Annotated in this window: 10 protein-coding genes and 1 pseudogene; 7 read left to right on the forward strand and 4 right to left on the reverse strand. The window is 66.6% G+C overall.

From position 1 onward, the window contains the following. Window positions 1–14: 14 nt before the first annotated feature. Complete coding sequence (locus BN2503_RS08290) at window positions 15–2,099, reverse strand: putative bifunctional diguanylate cyclase/phosphodiesterase (protein WP_054256182.1); 2,085 nt, start codon at window positions 2,097–2,099, stop codon at window positions 15–17. A 150-nt stretch (window positions 2,100–2,249) separates the two neighbouring features. Here BN2503_RS08290 and BN2503_RS21235 point away from each other — a divergent pair, with 150 nt between their 5' ends. The 3 genes from BN2503_RS21235 (at window position 2,250) to dtd (ending at window position 4,940) form a co-directional block, all read left to right on the forward strand. Continuing rightward, complete coding sequence (locus BN2503_RS21235) at window positions 2,250–3,494, forward strand: DUF4010 domain-containing protein (protein WP_267887046.1); 1,245 nt, start codon at window positions 2,250–2,252, stop codon at window positions 3,492–3,494. Between the two features lie 73 nt (window positions 3,495–3,567). Next, on the forward strand, window positions 3,568–4,488 hold the full coding sequence (locus BN2503_RS08300) for a cation diffusion facilitator family transporter (protein WP_054256184.1): 921 nt from the start codon (window positions 3,568–3,570) through the stop codon (window positions 4,486–4,488). After that, entirely contained in the window at window positions 4,485–4,940 is a 456-nt protein-coding gene (gene dtd, locus BN2503_RS08305; protein ID WP_054256185.1) for a D-aminoacyl-tRNA deacylase, read from the forward strand. The genes BN2503_RS08300 and dtd overlap by 4 nt, the downstream gene beginning before the upstream one ends. A gap of 98 nt (window positions 4,941–5,038) precedes the next feature. Here dtd and BN2503_RS08310 read toward each other — a convergent pair whose 3' ends face one another. Both BN2503_RS08310 and BN2503_RS08315 read right to left on the reverse strand, forming a co-directional pair. Beyond that, window positions 5,039–6,775, reverse strand: a complete 1,737-nt coding sequence (locus BN2503_RS08310; protein ID WP_054256186.1) for a cation acetate symporter — start codon at window positions 6,773–6,775, stop codon at window positions 5,039–5,041. Beyond that, on the reverse strand, window positions 6,772–7,080 hold the full coding sequence (locus BN2503_RS08315; RefSeq protein WP_054256187.1) for a DUF485 domain-containing protein: 309 nt from the start codon (window positions 7,078–7,080) through the stop codon (window positions 6,772–6,774). Before BN2503_RS08315 ends, BN2503_RS08310 begins: the two co-directional genes overlap by 4 nt. A gap of 313 nt (window positions 7,081–7,393) precedes the next feature. On the opposite strand from BN2503_RS08315, the gene BN2503_RS08320 reads away from it, so the two are divergent. The 4 genes from BN2503_RS08320 (at window position 7,394) to uvrA (ending at window position 16,658) form a co-directional block, all read left to right on the forward strand. Beyond that, window positions 7,394–9,073, forward strand: a complete 1,680-nt coding sequence (locus tag BN2503_RS08320; RefSeq protein ID WP_054256188.1) for an MFS transporter — start codon at window positions 7,394–7,396, stop codon at window positions 9,071–9,073. A 231-nt stretch (window positions 9,074–9,304) separates the two neighbouring features. Beyond that, window positions 9,305–10,348: a porin gene (locus tag BN2503_RS08325; RefSeq protein WP_054256189.1), complete on the forward strand. Its 1,044-nt coding sequence runs from the start codon at window positions 9,305–9,307 to the stop codon at window positions 10,346–10,348. 113 nt (window positions 10,349–10,461) lie between these two features. After that, complete coding sequence (locus tag BN2503_RS20685) at window positions 10,462–10,632, forward strand: hypothetical protein (RefSeq protein ID WP_175537941.1); 171 nt, start codon at window positions 10,462–10,464, stop codon at window positions 10,630–10,632. A 155-nt stretch (window positions 10,633–10,787) separates the two neighbouring features. Beyond that, window positions 10,788–16,658, forward strand: coding sequence for an excinuclease ABC subunit UvrA (uvrA, locus tag BN2503_RS08330; RefSeq protein WP_054256190.1), 5,871 nt, complete (start codon window positions 10,788–10,790; stop codon window positions 16,656–16,658). Here the strand turns inward: uvrA and BN2503_RS21300 are convergent. Beyond that, window positions 16,659–18,409: pseudogene (locus BN2503_RS21300) on the reverse strand (methyl-accepting chemotaxis protein). Window positions 18,410–18,668: the final 259 nt, after the last annotated feature.

Below are 18,668 nucleotides of genomic sequence, written 5' to 3' on the forward strand. Positions count from 1 at the left end.
CGGCCGTTGTGACGTCAGCCGGCGGCCTGCCGCCAGCGCTGCCACCAGCCGGGGATCTGGTCTGCGGCCAGGGGGCGCGACAGTTGCCACCCCTGGGCAAGGTCGCAGCCCAGCGCGCGCAGCATGTGCTGCTGCTCGGCAGTCTCCATGCCTTCGGCGACCACCTGGAGCTGCAGGCTGTGCCCCATCTGGATGATGGCGGTGACGATGGCCACGTCGTCGCTGCTGCCCGGCGTGTCGGTGACGAAGGAGCGGTCGATCTTCAGCTTGTCGATGGGGTAGCGCTTCAGGTAGGCCAGCGAGGAATAGCCGGTGCCGAAGTCGTCGATGGACACGCGCACCCCCAGCGCGCGCAGGGCCGCGAGCATGCTGGCGGCGGATGTGCCCTGCTGCATGAGCACGGTTTCGGTGATCTCGATTTCCAGGAACCTGGGCGCCAGCCCCGTGGCGTCAAGCACCTGCCGGATGTCGGCCACAACGTCGCGCTGGCGTAGTTCCAGGGCCGAGAGGTTCACGGCCACCGGCACCTGCGGCAGGCCCGCGTCGTGCCATGCCTTGAGCTGGCGGCAGGCTTCGTGCAGCACCCAGCGGCCTATGGGGGTGATGAGGCCACGCGCCTCGGCGAACGGAATGAATTCGTCGGGCGCCACGATGCCGCGCTCGGGGTGCTGCCAGCGCACCAGGGCCTCGAATCCGGCCAGGCGGCCGTCGTCCAGCCACACCTGCGGCTGGTAGTGCAGGGTGAAAGCGTGGCGCTGGATGGCATCGCGCAGCAGCCGCTCGAGCTGCAGCTCCTCCAGCGGGGCACGGCCGTCCATGCTGTGCTGGTAGAACTGTCGGTTGGCGCGGCCGCTGTCCTTGGCGTGGTGCATGGCCAGGTCAGCGTGGCGCAGCAGCTCCTCGGCGTCCGTGCTGTCCTCGGGGTAGCGGCTGATGCCAATGGAGGGTGACAGCGTGATCGGCAGGCCGCCCACCATGCAGGGCGCGCCCATGGCCGCAAGCAGCTTGTCGGCCACGGCGGCGGCATCGTGTGCTTCGGACAGGTCAGGCAGCAGCACGACGAATTCATCGCTTCCCAGGCGTGCGACCAGGTCGCAGGTGCGCACGCTGGCTTTCAGGCGCGCCGCCATCTCGCACAGCAGGGTGTCGCCCGTGTGGTGGCCCAGGGAATCGTTGACGGTCTTGAAGTGGTCCAGGTTGATGAACAGCAGCGCCGCATGCCCGTGCTGGCGCCGCAGGCGTGCCAGGGTATTCTCTAGCTGCTCCATCAGGTAGCGGCGGTTGGGCAATTGGGTCAGCGGGTCGTGCAGCGCGATGAAGGCCATGTGCTCCTGCGCCTGCTTGCGCAGCGTGATGTCGCGCGCGACCACGATGCGGTACTCCTGCCCGTCGATGGGCATGGTCTTGCCCACCACCTCAATGGGAATGGCGTGGCCGTCGCGGTGCAGCATGCTGACCTCGTAGGGGTCTTCGCGTTGGGCGCGGGTGTACGCGATGGCGGTGGCACGGTGCTCCGGGCAGATGTAGTCAAAGACCATCGTTCCCAGCACTTCGGACAACGGGTAGCCGCACAGACGCTCCAGCGCCTCGTTGCCGTCGGTGATGTAGCCGTCGCGGTGAAAGACGATGGCCTCTTCCGTCGCTGCGCTGAACTTGCGCATGCGCTCCTCGCTGTCGCGCACCGCCCGCTCGGCCTGCCAGTGGTGCGTGATGTCGTTGATCAGCACGAAGGTGCCGAACTGCTTGCCACCCTGGAGGTGCGGAATCAGGTGCACTTCCAGCATGCGCTGCGACCCTTCGGCATCGCGGTGTGGCCGGGTGTGGCGCACCGGCTGGCCGCTGGTGCAGCGCTCCACGTGCGGCTGGATGCTTTGCCACACGTCCTCGCCAATGGTTTCGCGTGCCGTCAGGCCGAGAATGGAGGCCGTTGTGTGGCCGGTGGCGCGGGCGTAGCGCTCATTGGCGAAGCGGCAGCGCAGGGTCTCCGCTTCGAAGTACGCCATGCTGGCCGGTATCGCATCGGCGATCACACGCAGCAGCGACCCGCTGTCACGGGCCTCCAGGCCGTCCTGATTCTGTGTGGTGGGGTGATCCGGCATGTGTTACGCAATCTTTGTATCGGTTATAGCCGATCCGTTGCGGCGTGTGACTGGGTGAAAGTGCTGAGATGGGCACCGCCAGGGCGGGGCCCTGGGGCGCCAATATGCCTGGCGGCGCTTCTGCCATGTTTCAATGTGGTGATGGAAACCATGGGTGAAATCACGTCGGCCGCCGCAGTGCTGGCAGGTGCGCTCGGTAGCGGCTTGCTGATGGGCATCGAGCGCGAGCGGCGCAAGGGCAGGGGGCCGTTCCGGGCCTTCGCCGGCGTGCGCACCTTTGCGCTCACCGCGCTGGGTGGCGCGGCGGCAGCCCTGTGGGGGGGCATGGCGCTGGTGGCAGTGGGTGCGGCCTTGGTGGCGGCGCTGGCCGTGGCCGCGTATGTGCGAGACCGCTCTGGTGATCCGGGCGTGACCACTGAGGTCGCCCTGTGGCTTGCCTATGTGATCGGTGTGGTGTGTGCCCACAGCCTGCCCTTTGGTGCGGCATTGGCGGTGGTGACCACAGGGCTGCTGGCTGCGCGCGATGCACTGCACCGTTTCGCCCGCGACTGGCTGCGCCCTGCCGAGGTGCGCGGTGCACTGGTGCTGGCGGCGCTGGCGTTGCTTGTGCTGCCGCTGGCGCCGCACCGGCCTCTGTGGGGTGAGGTGCTGAATCCGCAGGTGGTGGTGCGGCTGGTGCTTGTGCTGCTGCTGATCCAGTCGCTGGCGCATCTGGGGCGGCGGCTGCTGGCCGCGCGCCATGCCTTGGTGCTCTCAGCGCTGGCCTCGGGCTTCGTGTCGAGCACGGCCACGATTGCCAGCCTGGGTGTGGCGGTGCGCGAGGGTCGAGAGCCCGCGCGGCGCCAGGGCGGTGCTGCGGCGCTGTCGTGCGTGGCCACCATGGTGCAGATTCTGGCGGTGGCTGCCACGGTCCAGCCGCAGTGGCTGGGCCGCCTGTGGGCGCCCGCGCTGGCCGGAGCGCTTGCGGCGGCACTGTGGGGCTGGGCGCTGCTGCGCACCCGGGCAGCAGGTCCGGTGGCATGGGCCGCGCCGGAGCAGGACGCGCCCATGTTCCGGCTGCGTGACGCTCTGCTGATTGCGGTGCTGCTTACGGGCATCCAGGTGCTGGTTTACGCCTTGAGGCTGTGGTGGGGGGAGGCGGGCTTGCTCGCTGGTACGCTGCTGGCGGCCTTGGCTGACGTGCATGCGGCTGTAGCCGCGGTGCTGGTGCAGGGGCGCCCGCAGGACGCTGCGGGGCCCGGGCTGCAAGGGGCGCTGGCGGCGGCGCTGTCGGTGCATGCGCTGAGCAAATGTGCCGTGGCCTGGGCCAGCGGTGGCTGGCACTACGCCGTGGCGGCGGGGGGCGGTGTGCTTTTGCACACGGGGGTGTTCGTTGCCGTACTGTCCCTGGTGTGAGGGGCATCTGTTGTAATCGGGCACTGTTCTTTCGCCGGTTGTTTGTCCTGTGTCTGTATTCATCCCCGCTTCCATGGGTGCCTGGATGACGCCACGCCGCCTGCTGCGCGTGTCCGTCGTGGTGGCACTGCTCACGATCGTGCTCAAGACGCTGGCCTGGTGGGTCACCGGGTCGGTCGGGTTGCTGTCCGATGCCCTGGAGGCCTTCGTCAACCTGGCGGGGGCGATGTTTGCGCTGGCCATGGTCACGGTGGCCGAGCGCCCGGCCGACGTCGAGCATCCCTATGGTCACCACAAGGCGGAGTATTTCTCCTCAGGCTTCGAGGGCATCCTCATCGTGGGTGCGAGCATGGCGATTGTCTGGGCCTCGGTGCAGCGCCTGTTGCATCCGCAGCCGCTGGAGCAGCTCGGCTGGGGCATGGCGCTGTCCATGCTGAGTACCGGGCTCAACGGGCTGCTGGCCTTGGCCATGTTTCGTACTGCGCGGCGCCACCGCGCAGTGGCCCTGGAGGGGGATGCGCGCCATCTGGTAACCGACGTCTGGACGTCTGTCGGGGTGGTCATTGGGCTGATAGCCGCCCAGGCCACGGGCTGGCTGTGGCTCGATCCGCTCGTGGGCATCGGCGTGGCGCTGAACATCCTGTACGAGGGTGGCGCGTTGGTGTGGCGTGCCGCCCAGGGGCTGATGGACGAGGCGGTGGAACAGGAGTTGATCGATCAGATCGAGGCCGTGCTGCTGCGCCACAGCCAGGCCAGCGCCGATGTGGTGCGTTTCGACAGCCTGGTGTCGCGCCGTGCCGGCATGCGCAGCTATGTGCAGTTGCACATGCATGTGCCCGCAGGCTGGACGCTGGGCCGCGCGGCGCAGGCGCGTGCTGCGGTCGAGTCTGAACTGATGGACACCGTGCCCGGCCTGCATGCCACCATCGAGCTGTTGCCCGTGGGAGCGGAGACGGTGTTCGAGCAGTCCGAAGCACAAGGCAGGTCCGCATGATGGCCCTGCTGCAGCGCGTGTGCCAGGCGCGCGTGGAGGTTGCGGGCGCCGTGGTTGGCGAGATTGGCCCTGGCCTGCTGGCGCTGGTGTGTGCCGAGCAGGGCGATGGCGAGGCGGAGGCGGACAAGCTGCTCGCCAAGCTGCTGAAGCTGCGTGTTTTCAGCGACGCGGCTGGCAAGATGAACCGCAGCGTGCAGGATGTGGGCGGCGGCCTGTTGATCGTGAGCCAGTTCACCCTGGCGGCCGATACCTCGGGCGGCAACCGGCCCAGCTTCACCCAGGCGGCGGCCCCGGCCGAGGGACGCAGGCTGTACGAGCATTTCGTGGCCCAGGCGCGTGCTGCGCACCCACAGGTCGCTACAGGCGTGTTCGCGGCCGACATGCAGGTGCACCTGGTCAACGATGGGCCGGTGACGATCCCGCTGCGCGTTGCACCGATGCTCACAAAATAAGAGCTTGCAGCGCTTACCCTGTAAGGGCTAGAGGCATTTTTTGCTTGAAGAGAAAAAAGGGGCCGAGGCCCCTTTTTTGCGTGGCGGATGCTCCGCGCTCAGTGGCCCGAGGCCCCTGCGGCACCCAGGCCGGTTTCCGAGCGCACTTGCTGCGCTGCGAAGGCCTCACGCTCCTTGGCGGCGCGTGCGCTGCTGTCCGTAAGGGAGAACAGCCACACACCCACGAAGCCAGCGATCATCGAGAACAGGGCCGGCGAGGAGTAGGGGAACAGCGCCGAGCCGGCGGGGTTGCCCAGCGTGGCTTCCCACACCGAGGGCGACACGATGGTCAGGCCCACCGAGGAGATCAGGCCCATGAAGCCGCCAATCACTGCGCCGCGCGTGGTGCAGCCCTTCCACAGGATGGACAGGATCAGCGGCGGGAAGTTGGCCGATGCCGCCACGGCGAATGCCAGGGACACCATGAAGGCGATGTTCTGCTTCTCGAAGGCGATACCCAGAACCACCGCCACCACACCCAGCGCCAGCGTGGTGACACGCGACACCTTCAGTTCAGCGGCGTTGTCGGCCTTGCCCTTCTTGATCACGGTGGCGTACAGGTCGTGCGACACGGCGGAGGCGCCCGACAGCGTCAGGCCAGCCACCACGGCCAGGATGGTGGCGAAAGCCACGGCCGAGATGAAGCCGTAGAAAATGTCGCCGCCCACGCTCTTGGCCACCAGCACCGCGGCCATGTTGGCCGTGCCTGCGCCGCCCTTGATCACGCCCTTGACCGTGTCGGACATTTCGGGGTTGGTGAGCACCAGGGTGATCGCGCCGAAGCCGATGATGAAGATCAGGATGTAGAAGTAGCCGATCCACACCGTGGCCCAGCCCACCGACTTGCGTGCTTCCTTGGCGTTGGGCACGGTGAAGAAGCGCATCAGAATGTGCGGCAGGCCGGCGGTGCCGAACATCAGCGCCATGCCGAAGGAGATGGCCGAGATTGGGTCCTTGATGAAGCCACCGGGGCCCATGATGGACAGACCTGCCTTGGCCGCTTCTTCGGGCGTCTTGCCTGCGTTGGCAGCGATTTGCGAGCGCACTTCGACACCCTTGGCGAACAGCGCCTCGGGGCTAAAGCCGTACTGCGCCATCACCATGAAGCCCATGAACGTTACGCCAGCGAGCAGCAGGCAGGCCTTGATGATCTGCACCCAGGTGGTGGCCGTCATGCCGCCGAAGAGCACGTACACCATCATCAGCGCGCCGACGATGACCACGGCCATCCAGTACTCCAGGCCGAACAGCAGCTTGATGAGCTGGCCGGCGCCAACCATCTGCGCGATCAGGTAGAACGCCACCACGATCAGCGTACCCGAGGCCGCGAACATGCGGATCGGGGGCTGCTCGAAGCGGTAGCCCACCACGTCAGCGAAGGTGAACTTGCCCAGGTTGCGCAGGCGGTCGGCCATCAGGAAGGTGATGATGGGCCAGCCCACCAGGAAGCCGATGGAGTAGATCAGGCCGTCATAGCCCGAAGCCATCACCGCTGCGGAAATGCCCAGGAACGAAGCAGCCGACATGTAGTCGCCCGCGATGGCCAGGCCGTTCTGGAAGCCGGTGATGCCGCCGCCGGCGGTGTAGAAGTCCGCTGCCGAGCGTGTCTTGGCGGCGGCCCACTTGGTGATCCACAGGGTGCCGGCGACGAACAGGCCGAACATGACGATGGCCGTCCAGTTGGTGGACTGCTTGGCTGCCTGGCCCACGTCGCCACCGGCGGCATGCGCAGCCGCCATGGCGCCGAGGCCGGCAAGTGCCAGCGCTGCGCTGGCGAGAGTCTTGGAGCCGCTCATTTCGTGACGTCCTTCATGATTTGTTCGGTCAGTGCGTCGAACTTGCTGTTGGCGACGTGCACGTAGTACACCGTGATGGCGATGGTGAACAGGATCACGCCCATGCCGATGGGGATGCCGAGCGAGGTCACGCCCGCGCCAATGGGCTTGGCCAGGAAGGGCTTGTCGAAGGCGATCAGGCCGATGTAGCCGTAGTACACGACCAGCATCAGGATGCTCAGCACGACCCCCAGCGGGGTACGTCGGGCGCGCAGCTCCTGGTACTTCGGATGGCGTTGAATCTTTTCAACTACCGGGTCACTCATGTTTGTCTCCTCTAGGTGGATAGTGCCGCGCAAGGCATGCGGCCTTGTGCAAACGGGCGGATTCTGCGAACCCGTACTGACCGCTTGCTTACGCGCTGCATCGCAGCAATTTCGCGGCTTTTGGTGTGATTTAGGTCTGTTTTTCACATCAAAAAACGCCTGATAAGGGTTACCGTGGGGGTTGTAAGTCTCGGTTCAGCAGGGCGTCAGGTTGTGTAAGCAATGCGTCAGTACGGCGTCAGTCGAGCGCCTGATAGTGGTTTTGCAGGCAGCAAAAAAAGCCTGCGATTTCATAAATACAGGAGACAAAGCAATGGCTATCAACGCGGCTCAAGGCGCGGGGAAGGTGGCTGCGCGCCCCATGACCCCCGAAGAACGCAAAGTGATTCTTGCGTCCTCGCTCGGCACAGTGTTCGAGTGGTACGACTTCTATCTGTACGGATCTCTGGCGGCCATCATCGCCAAACAGTTCTTCGCAGGGCTGGATCCAACCTCGGGGTTCATCTTCGCGCTGCTGGCTTTCGCGGCAGGGTTCATCGTGCGGCCCTTCGGCGCACTGGTATTCGGCCGCCTGGGCGACATGATCGGGCGCAAGTACACCTTCCTGGTGACCATCCTCATCATGGGCATCTCGACGTTCATCGTCGGCATCCTGCCCAACTACGCCAGCATCGGCGTGGCCGCGCCCATCATCCTCATCATCCTGCGCCTGTTGCAGGGCCTGGCGCTGGGCGGCGAGTACGGCGGTGCCGCCACCTATGTGGCTGAGCACGCACCGCACGGCAAGCGCGGCGCCTACACCGCCTGGATCCAGACCACGGCTACGCTGGGCCTGTTCCTGTCGCTGCTGGTCATCCTGGGCACGCGCACCGTCATGGGCGAGGCCGTGTTCAACGACTGGGGCTGGCGCATCCCGTTCCTGGTGTCCATCCTGCTGCTGGGCATTTCGGTGTGGATTCGCATGCAGCTGTCCGAGTCGCCCGCCTTCCAGAAGATGAAGGCGGAGGGCAAGACCTCGAAGGCGCCGCTGTCCGAATCCTTCGGCCAGTGGAAGAACCTGAAGATCGTGCTGCTCGCCCTGTTCGGCCTGACCGCCGGGCAGGCCGTGGTCTGGTACACCGGCCAGTTCTATGCGCTGTTCTTCCTGACGCAGCAGCTCAAGGTGGATGCCGTGACGGCCAACCTGATGATCGCTGGCGCTCTGGTGCTGGGCACGCCGTTCTTTCTGGTCTTCGGTTCGCTGTCCGACAAGATCGGCCGCAAGCCCATCATCATGCTGGGCTGCGCGCTGGCCATCGTGACCTACTTCCCCGTGTTCAAGGCGCTGACCGAGGCTGCCAACCCCGACCTGGCCGCCGCGCAGGCCAAGAACAAGGTCGTCGTTGTCGCCGACCCGGCGGAATGCTCGTTCCAGTTCAACCCCACCGGCACCGCCAAGTTCACCAGCTCTTGCGACGTGGCCAAGCAGGTGCTGGCCGCCAGCTCGGTGAGCTATGACAACGAAGTGGCACCGGCCGGTACGCCGGCGGTGATCAAGATCGGCAGCCACACTATTCCCAGCTACACCTCCAAGGGCATTTCGGCAGAAGAGGCCAAGGCCAAGGACGCCGAATTCAAGAAGGCCGTGGCGGAAACGCTGAAGGCCGACGGCTACCCCGCCAAGGCCGATCCCGCGAAAATGAACAAGGTGATGATGATCGTCATCCTGACCTACCTGGTCATCCTGGTGACCATGGTGTACGGCCCCATCGCCGCCATGCTGGTGGAAATGTTCCCCACGCGCATCCGCTACACCTCGATGAGCTTGCCCTACCACATCGGCAACGGCTGGTTTGGCGGCCTGTTGCCAACCACCTCGTTTGCCATCGTGGCGCAGACCGGCAACATGTACAACGGCCTGTGGTACCCGATCATCATCGCGGGTATCACCGTGGTGATCGGCACGCTGTTCCTGCGTGAGACCAAGGACGTGGACATCTACGCGAACGACTGAGGCGCCGTTCTCGGTGTTTTGAGGAATGCGTCTTCTGCATGACAGCCTGCGCGGATTCGCCGAATTTGCGCGTGAAATGTTGCAGATGCGCATCACTTTGGAGCCGCTTGGCCCGGATCGCCGGGCCAAGCGCCTAAAATTTCGGCAGTAGTTGCATGTGTGTTGTCCGGAGACCCCTGCCAGCCCTGCCCCTACACCTTATCGATGAATACAAGCATTCAAGGAAATCACATGCAAAAGAACCATCTGCTGCTGGCCCTGCTGGCTACTGTTGGCGCCACTTCCGTCATGGCACAAAGCAGCGTCACGCTGTACGGCCGCGTCAACACCAGCGTTGAGCGCCAAAAGGCCGGCGACGTCACCACCACCGGTATGTTCAACAACGCTTCCCGCATCGGCTTCAAGGGCGTGGAAGACCTGGGCGGTGGCCTGAAGGCCGGCTTCCAGCTGGAAGCAGGTTTTGCCTCTGACACCGGCGCTGGCACGGGCTGGCCTGGCCTGGCTTCTGGCACGGGCATCAACTTCGGCCGTCAAAGCGAAGTGAACCTGTCTGGCGGTTTCGGCATGGTGCGCCTGGGCAACTTCATGCCCGAGTCTTACTACGCTACCGCTGACTTCGTGAGCATGCACAACCACGACACCGGTTCTTCTTCCGACGCGCTGTACTACGACCCGGTGTGGTTCGGCGGCCTGGGCTCGAAGAACAAGGTGGGCTACCGTTCGCCGAGCCTGGGTGGCCTGGTGATCGATGCTGCAGTCAGCCTGCATGAGAAGGGTGATCTGTACGATGGCAACACGGTTGTAGGTAAATTGCCTGAGAAGAACGGCTTTGACCTGGCTGCCAACTACAACCTGGGCGCTCTGGCCCTGGGCGCTGGCTACAGCTATGTGAACAGCAACTACCAACTGGGCCTGCGCGCTGCCTACACCTTCGGCCAGTTCACGGTCGGCGGCTACTACCAGCGCAACAAGGACGACAACCAGCTGCTGGTTCCTGGTGGCGCCGGCACCCGCAACAACTTCCGCCTGGCGGGTATGTACACCATGGGTGCTTCCGAGTTCCACGTGAACCTGGGCCACGCCAACAAGTGGAGCAACGTGGCTGACAGCGCCGCCACGCAGTGGACCCTGGGCTACAACTACAACCTGAGCAAGCGCACCAAGGTGTACGGCTACTACACTCGCGTGAACAACAGCGCCGGCAGCGACATCAACGTGAAACAGGCTGGCGACGACTTCAGCTCGTTCGCGGTGGGCGTGCGCCACAACTTCTAAGCATGGCGGTGCGCTGGCTAGCGTCAGTGCCGCGTGCTTAAAAGCACCGAGCCCCACACCTTGCGGTGTGGGGCTTTTTTTTGCCCTTTGGGTACATAACAAGGAGACAAACCATGTGGAAGATCGCTGTCGGTTTCATTCTGTTCGCGGCGTTGTCGCTGTTCGTCATCATGAAGGCCGGCGACAAGGTGGACATGGGTGGCGAGAAGCATGGCGCGGAAGCCATGCATGTGCCGGACACCGCGCCCGCGGCCGTACCTGCCTCCGCCGCCAGTGCGCCATAACGGGCGGCGCCTGTGGGCGCTGCTGCCACTGGACCGAGCCCGCCGCGTGCGGGCTTTTTTGTGGGGGTGCCCTGGCCAGTGGCAAACCGGGACGCCTGCCAGGTTGCTGGTGGCCGGCCTAGAATGTTCCGCCCCACGCCTCATCGATACCGTCCATGAACCAGCCACCCCAGGGCCTGATCCGCATCCACGGCGCTCGCCAGCACAACCTCAAGAACCTCAACCTCGACATCCGCACCGGGGAGCTGACGGTGGTCACGGGTGTCAGCGGCTCGGGCAAGTCCAGCCTGGTGTTCGACACCCTGTACGCCGAAGGCCAGCGCCGCTACGTGGAAACCTTCAGCGCGTATGCGCGCCAGTTTCTCGACCGCATGGACAAGCCCGCCGTGGACAAGGTCGAAGGCGTGCCCCCCGCCATTGCCATCGACCAGACCAACCCGGTGCGCAGCTCGCGCTCCACCGTGGGCACCATGACCGAGCTGAACGACCACCTCAAGCTCTGGTTCGCCCGCGCTGGCCAGCTGTTTGACCGGCAGACTGCCCAGCCGGTGCGCCACGACTCGCCCGCCAGCATCTACGCTGAACTGGGGGCGCGCTGCGCCGCCCTGGGCGACCCGCGCATCGTGCTCACTTTCCCTGTGGAGCTACCCGCCAACACCACGCCCGAGCAGATGGCGCAGTGGCTCTCGGCCAGCGGTTTCACCAAGATCCAGGCCGAGCGCGAACACGAGGGCAAAAAGCTGCTCGACGTGGTGGCCGACCGCTTTCGCCTGGGCAACGTGGAGCGCGCGCGCGCTGTGGAGGCCATCGAAGTGGCGCTCAAGCGCGGCAGCGGGCGCCTGGCCGTGTACTGCCAGCAGGGCGAGGAGGCCTGGGACCTGTGGCGCTTTTCCACCGGCCTGCATTGCCCCGACAGCGATCTGCGCTACGCCGAGCCGATTCCGTCAATGTTCTCGTTCAACTCGGCCGTGGGCGCGTGCGACACCTGCCGGGGCTTCGGGCGTGTCATCGGCGTGGACTGGGGCTTGGTGATCCCCAACGACCGGCTGACCCTGCGTGCCGGGGCCATCAAGGCCATCCAGACCCCGGCCTGGGCCGAGGTGCAGGACGACCTCATGCGCCACGCCGAGAGCGCCGGCATTCCGCGCGACACGCCCTGGTACAAGCTCACGCCGGCGCAGCAGCAGTGGGTGATTGGCGGCACGCCCGACTTCAAGGCAGGCAACTGGAACAAGCAGTGGTACGGCATCCAGCGCTTCTTCGACTACCTGGAGAGCAAGGCCTACAAGATGCACATCCGCGTGCTGCTGTCCAAGTACCGCAGCTACACGCCGTGCCCGGCCTGCGGCGGCGCGCGCCTGAAGACCGAGAGCCTGCTGTGGCGTATTGGCACCCGCGAAGATGCCGATGCCGTGCTGCCCCCGGAACAGCGCTGCATGCCCCAGGGCGTGGCCTGGACGCGCGCGCAGCTCGAAGCGCTGCCCGGCCTGTGCCTGCACGACCTGATGCTGCTGCCGCTGGAGCGGCTGCGTCGCTTCTTCGCCCGGCTTGCTCCTGATGTGATAGCTGCTAACGCAGGTGGGGCGGGCGCTGGAGCCGAAAAGCCCTTGCAGGACGGCACGGCCCAGGCGCTGCAGCTGCTGCACACCGAAATTGCCACGCGCCTGCAGTACCTGTGCGACGTGGGCATTGGCTACCTCACGCTGGACCGGCAAAGCCGCACCCTCTCGGGCGGCGAGGTGCAGCGCATCAACCTCACCACGGCGCTGGGCACCTCGCTGGTGAACACGCTGTTCGTGCTCGACGAGCCCAGCATCGGCCTGCACCCGCGCGACATGGACCGCATCAACCAGGCCATGCTGCGCCTGCGCGATGCCGGCAACACCCTGGTGGTGGTGGAGCACGACCCGGCCGTGATGCTGTGCGCCGACCGCGTGATCGACATGGGCCCGCAGCCCGGCGAGCGCGGCGGCCAGATCGTGTTCGACGGCACGGTGGCGCAGCTGCGCCGTGCCGACACCCTGACCGGCCAGTACCTGGGCGGGCAGCGGCAGATTGGCAGCGGCCTCAAGCGCATGGTCACCGCGTCCACCCCGCGCCTGGTGCTGGAGGGCGCGCGCCAGCACAACCTGCGCGACGTGAGTGTGGAGTTTCCGCTGCATCGCCTGGTTACCGTCACCGGCGTGTCGGGCTCGGGCAAGTCCACGCTGGTGCAGGACATCCTGGCACCCGCGCTGCTGCGCCACTTTGGCAAAGCCACCGAAGCGCCGGGCGCGCACGACCGCCTGCTGGGCGCCGACCACCTGAGCGATGCCGTGTTCGTGGACCAGTCGCCCATCGGCAAGACCGCGCGCTCCAACCCGGTGAGCTACGTCGGCGCCTGGGACGCGGTCCGCGAGCTGTTTGCCACCGCACCGCTGGCGCGCGAGCGCGGCTACACCGGGGCCAAGTTCAGCTTCAACGCGGGCGACGGGCGCTGCCCCACCTGCGGCGGCTCGGGCTTCGAGCACGTGGAGATGCAGTTCCTCTCCGACGTGTACCTGCGCTGCCCCGACTGCGATGGCAAGCGCTACCGCCCCGAAATCCTGGAGGTGCGCATTGAGCGCGGGGGGCGTTCGCTCAACGTGGCCGATGTGCTCGACCTCACGGTGAGCGAAGCCGTGCAGCTGTTTGCCGCCGACCGCGAGGTGGTGCGCGCGCTGCAGCCCATCCAGGACGTAGGGCTGGAGTACGTCAAGCTCGGCCAGCCCGTGCCCACGCTCTCGGGCGGCGAGGCGCAGCGCCTCAAGCTCGCTGGCTTCCTGGCCGAGGCGGCGCGCAGCCAGGCCAAGTCGCGCCAGCCGCTGGCGCGCAAGGGCACGCTGTTTTTGTTCGACGAGCCCACCACCGGCCTGCACTTTGACGACATCGCCAAGCTCATGCGCGCACTGCGCAAGCTGCTGGACGCCGGGCACTCGCTCATCGTCATTGAGCACAACCTCGACGTGATCCGTGCCAGCGACTGGCTCATCGACCTCGGCCCCGAGGGCGGCGACGCCGGTGGCCAGCTGGTGGCCGAGGGCCCGCCGGAGGAGGTGCGCCAGCACCCGCGCTCGCACACCGCGCAGGCGCTGCGCGACTACGAGCAGGCCCTGGGCCTGGGCGGCCACGCGGTGCACGAAGCGCCCGCTGTGCTATCGAAAAAGAAGCTGGTTGCGCTTGATGGTAAAGGGTTGGAGGCCAAAAACGTTATTGAAATCGTCAACGCCAAGGAGCACAACCTGCAGCACCTGAACGTGGCCATTCCGCGCGGCAAGTTCAACGTCATCACCGGCGTCTCTGGCTCGGGCAAGTCCACGCTGGCGTTCGATATTTTGTTCAACGAAGGCCAGCGCCGCTACCTGGAGTCGCTCAACGCCTACGCCCGTTCCATCGTGCAGCCGGCCGGGCGGCCCGAGGTCGATGCCGTGTACGGCATCCCGCCCACGGTAGCCATCGAGCAGCGCCTGTCGCGCGGCGGGCGCAAGAGCACGGTGGGCACCACCACCGAGGTCTGGCACTTCCTGCGCCTGCTCTACGTCAAGCTGGGCGTGCAGCACTGCGTGCACGACGGCGCGGCCGTGCAGCCGCAAACCATGGACAGCATTGCCGCGCAGCTGCTCACAGCCTACCGCGGGCAGCACATCGGGCTGTTGGCGCCGCTGGTCATGCACCGCAAGGGCGTCTATACCGAGCTGGCCGACTGGGCGCGCCCGCGCGGCTACACGCATCTGCGCGTGGACGGCGAGTTCGTCCCCACCACCGGCTTTCCGCGCCTGGACCGCTTCAAGGAGCACACCATTGAGCTGCCCGTGTTCAGCCTTGACATGGCCCCCGCGCAGGAGGCGCTGCTGCGCAGCAAGCTGGCCCAGGCGCTGGAGCTGGGTAAGGGCGTGGTGCATGTGCTCAGCAGCCTGCAGGGTTTGCAAGACGCACTGGAGCAGGGGCAGTCCACGGCCGGCATCGGGCGGCTGCAGGTGTTTTCCACCTCGCGTGCCTGCCCGGTGTGCGCCACCAGCTATGCCGAGCTGGACCCGCGCCTGTTCTCGTACAACAGCAAGCACGGCTGGTGCCCCGACTGCGTGGGCACGGGTGTCAAGCTGACCAAGGAGCAGCGCAAGCTGCTCGACGATTCGTTGCCCAGCGACAAGGACAAAGGCCGCGAGCACACTTTTGCCGAACCCGAGGTGGACGACCTGGCCGACGCCGCCTGCCCCACCTGCCAGGGCACGCGCCTGAACGCCACGGCGCGCGCCGTGCGCTTTGCCGGGCGCACCATCACTGAGGTGGCCCAGCTCTCGGTGAGCGCGCTGCGTGCCTGGATCGCCAGCCTGCAGCAGCCCGGCACGCTGGCGCAGCGCGAGCGCGACATCGCGCGCGACCTGCTGCCCGAAATCCAGAGCCGGCTGGAGTTCCTGGAAGAGGTGGGCCTGTCCTACCTCACGCTCGACCGGGGCGCGCCCACGCTCAGTGGCGGCGAGGCGCAGCGCATCCGCCTGGCGGCGCAGCTGGGCAGCAACCTGCAGGGCGTGTGCTACGTGCTCGACGAGCCCACCATCGGCCTGCACGCGCGCGACAACCAGATCCTGCTCAACGCCCTGCACAAGCTGGGCGACAAGGGCAACACCCTGGTGGTGGTGGAGCACGACGAAGACACCATCCGCCGCGCCGACCACATCATCGACATTGGCCCCAGCGCGGGCAAACGCGGCGGGCGCCTGATTGCCCAGGGCAGCGTGGCCGACGTGCAGGCCGCCGCCGAGTCGCAAACCGGCCGCTACCTGCTGCATGCGCTGCGCCACCCGCTGCAGCCGCGACGCGCCGTGCCATCCAGTGCTCCTGAAATAGGAGCTGCCAGCGCTTTGCAGAATTCAGTTTCAGATGAAAAATTATCTGAAAAGCCCAAGGGTAAAGCGCCAGCAGCTACAGAAAGTGAAGCGCCGCTGGCCTGGCTGACCGTACACGGCGCGCACCTGCACAACCTGCAGAACGTGACGGCGCGCGTGCCGCTGGGGCGCCTGGTAGCGGTCACCGGCGTCAGCGGCTCGGGCAAGTCCACGCTGGCGCGCGACGTCATGCTGGCCAACGTGCAGGCCTGGGTGCAGCAGCGCGCCACCAAGGCCGGGCGCGACGCCATGGACGCCGGCCAGGCGCCGCCGCTGGCCGGCTGCACCGGCCTGTCGGGCTTTGAAACCATCGACCGCGTGCTGGAGGTGGACCAAACCCCCATCGGCAAGACGCCGCGCAGCTGCCCGGCCACCTACATTGGCTTTTGGGACACCATCCGCAAGCTGTTTGCCGAAACGCTGGAAGCCAAGGCGCGCGGCTACGCGGCAGGGCGCTTCTCGTTCAACACGGGCGAAGGCCGCTGCCCCGCCTGCGAAGGCCAGGGCGTGCGCACCATCGAAATGAGCTTCCTGCCCGATGTGAAAGTGCCCTGCGAGGTCTGCCACGGCGCGCGCTTCAATCCCGAGACGCTGGCCGTTACCTGGCGCGGCAAGAGCATTGGCGACGTGCTGCAGATGGAGGTGGACGAAGCCGTGGGATTCTTCGCCAGCATGCCCAGCATTGCGCACCCGCTGCAGCTGCTGAAAGACGTAGGCCTGGGCTACCTCACCCTGGGCCAGCCCAGCCCCACGCTCAGCGGCGGCGAGGCGCAGCGCATCAAGCTCGTGACGGAGCTGACCAAGGTGCGCGACGACGTCGGCCGCCGGGGCCAGAAGGCGCCGCACACGCTCTATGTGCTGGACGAGCCCACCGTGGGCCTGCACATGGCCGACGTGCACAAGCTCATCCACGTGCTGCACCGCCTGGTTGATGGCGGCCACAGTGTGGTGGTGATTGAGCACGACCTGGACGTGATCGCCGAGGCCGACTGGATCATCGACCTCGGCCCCGAGGGCGGCAACGGCGGCGGACGCATCGTGGCAGCGGCCACGCCCGAAGACGTGGTGCGCCTGGGCACCCACACCGGCGTTGCGCTGGCGCCGGTGCTGGCGCGGGGCTGATCAGAAGCTTTCCCAGTCGTCCTTGTCCGCGGCGGGCGTTGCTGGCTTCGCCGGTGCGGCAATGCGCGTCGCCGCCGGGGCGGGCGCCGCCTTGGTGGCGGGCTTGGGCAGGGGCTTGTGGGCCGGCTTGGCTGCCACCGGGCGTGGCGCGGGCGCATGCGCCGGGCGCGCATTGCTGCGGGCGGGCGCGGCGGCCTGGCTGGCGTAAGCCCCGACGTTGAACACCGACACCACCTGCGCCAGGCGCTGGGCCTGCTCGCTCATGGAGGCTGCAGCGGCGCTGGCCTGCTCCACCAGGGCGGCGTTTTGCTGCGTCATCTGGTCGAGGTTGGCCACCGCCTGGTTGACCTGGCCGATGCCGTCGCGCTGCTCGGTGGTGGAGGCGGTGATCTCGCCGATCAGGTCGCTCACGCGGCGCACGCTTTCGACGATCTCGCCCATGCTTTGACCAGCCTGGCCGACCTGGTGCGAGCCCTGCTCGACGTTCTGCACGCTGGTGGTGATGAGGCCCTTGATCTCTTTCGCCGCCTCGGCGCTGCGCTGCGCTGCGCCAGGGTACGCACCTCACCCGCCACCACGGCGAAGCCCCGGCCCTGCTCGCCGGCGCGCGCCGCTTCGACGGCGGCGTTGAGCGCCAGGATGTTGGTCTGGAAGGCGATGCCATCGATCACGCCGATGATGTCGCCGATCTTGCGGCTCGATTCGGTGATGTGTTCCATGCTCACCACCACCTGCCCCACCACCTCACCGCCGTGCTGCGCTGCCTGGGCCGCCTGGGCCGCGAGCTGGTTGGCCTGGCGTGCGGTGTCGGCCGATTGCGTCACCGTAGCCGTGAGTTCTTCCATGCTGGCGGCGGTTTCCTCCAGGTTGGCGGCGGTCTGCTCGGCGCGGGCCGACAGGTCGTGGTTGCCCGTGGCGATCTGGCCGGCCGCGGCGGAGACCGACTCCACGCCCATGCGTACTTCACCGACCACGGTGCGCAGCTTGGCACCCATGGCCGAGAGCGCGCGCAGCAGGTGGCCGAGCTCGTCGCCGCGGTCATCGTGCACGTCCTGGGTCAGGTCGCCGTCCTGGATGGCTTCCGCCAGGCCCACGGCGCGTTGCAGCGGCTCGGTGAGGGAGTTCACCAGCCAGCCGGACAGCGCCAGGGCGCCCAGCACGACCACGACGCACACCGCCAGACTGATCCAGAGCGCGCGCTGGCGCTGTGCCTGGGTGCGCTGGGCGGCTTCGTCGCGGCGGCGCTCCTGCAGCTGGATGAAGTTGTCCAGTTCGCCGACATAGGCCGTCACCAGCGGTTGCAGCTTGTCGTTGACCAGTGCCGTGGCGGCAGAGACATCGCCCTGGCTGCGCAAGGCCGCAGCCTGCCGGATCACCTCCAGCGCCTGGCTGCGCGCGGCGCCAATGCGGTCGAGCTGCGCCTTGCCCTCGGTGGAGCTCACCAGTGCGGTGACCTTGCTTTGCAGCTCGGTGATGGCCTGGGTGTTCGATTCCTTCAGCAGGCGCTCGGCCAGTGCGGTGTCGCTGGTGCCCATCTGGACCACGATGCGGTGCACATCCAGCGCCACCATGCCCCGCCAGCGCACGGCGAGGGTAATGCGCTCTTCGCTGAGCTGGGCGGCGTGTGCGGCCTCGTCGTTGAGATCGAGCAGGTGCGACAGCAGCCCCCCCATCAGGACCAGCAGCGCCAGCGTCAGTCCCAGAACCAGGGCCCATAGCTTGCGGCCCACCGAGAAATGGTTGAAAAACATGGTTGTGAACTCCCTATGAAATGGCTTTGTGCCGTGCGGCCTGGCCACTTTTTCATACTCGCACAATTGCTGCGCTGCAGCAAAAAAAATGTGCCCTCTCCTAGGGAAGGTCTGCAAAACCCAGTCCGCCTGCGTGTCCGAGCTGACTGAGGCACGTTGAGTTTCGCGATGCGGATCGAAGCGACGATGGCAGCTCGATTCGCCGGCAAATTCCGGCGTTATGAGCCAGCGGCACGCCCATTTGACGCCCTGCGGACGC

This window comes from Paenacidovorax caeni, from assembly GCF_001298675.1.
Taxonomy (GTDB): domain Bacteria; phylum Pseudomonadota; class Gammaproteobacteria; order Burkholderiales; family Burkholderiaceae_C; genus Paenacidovorax; species Paenacidovorax caeni.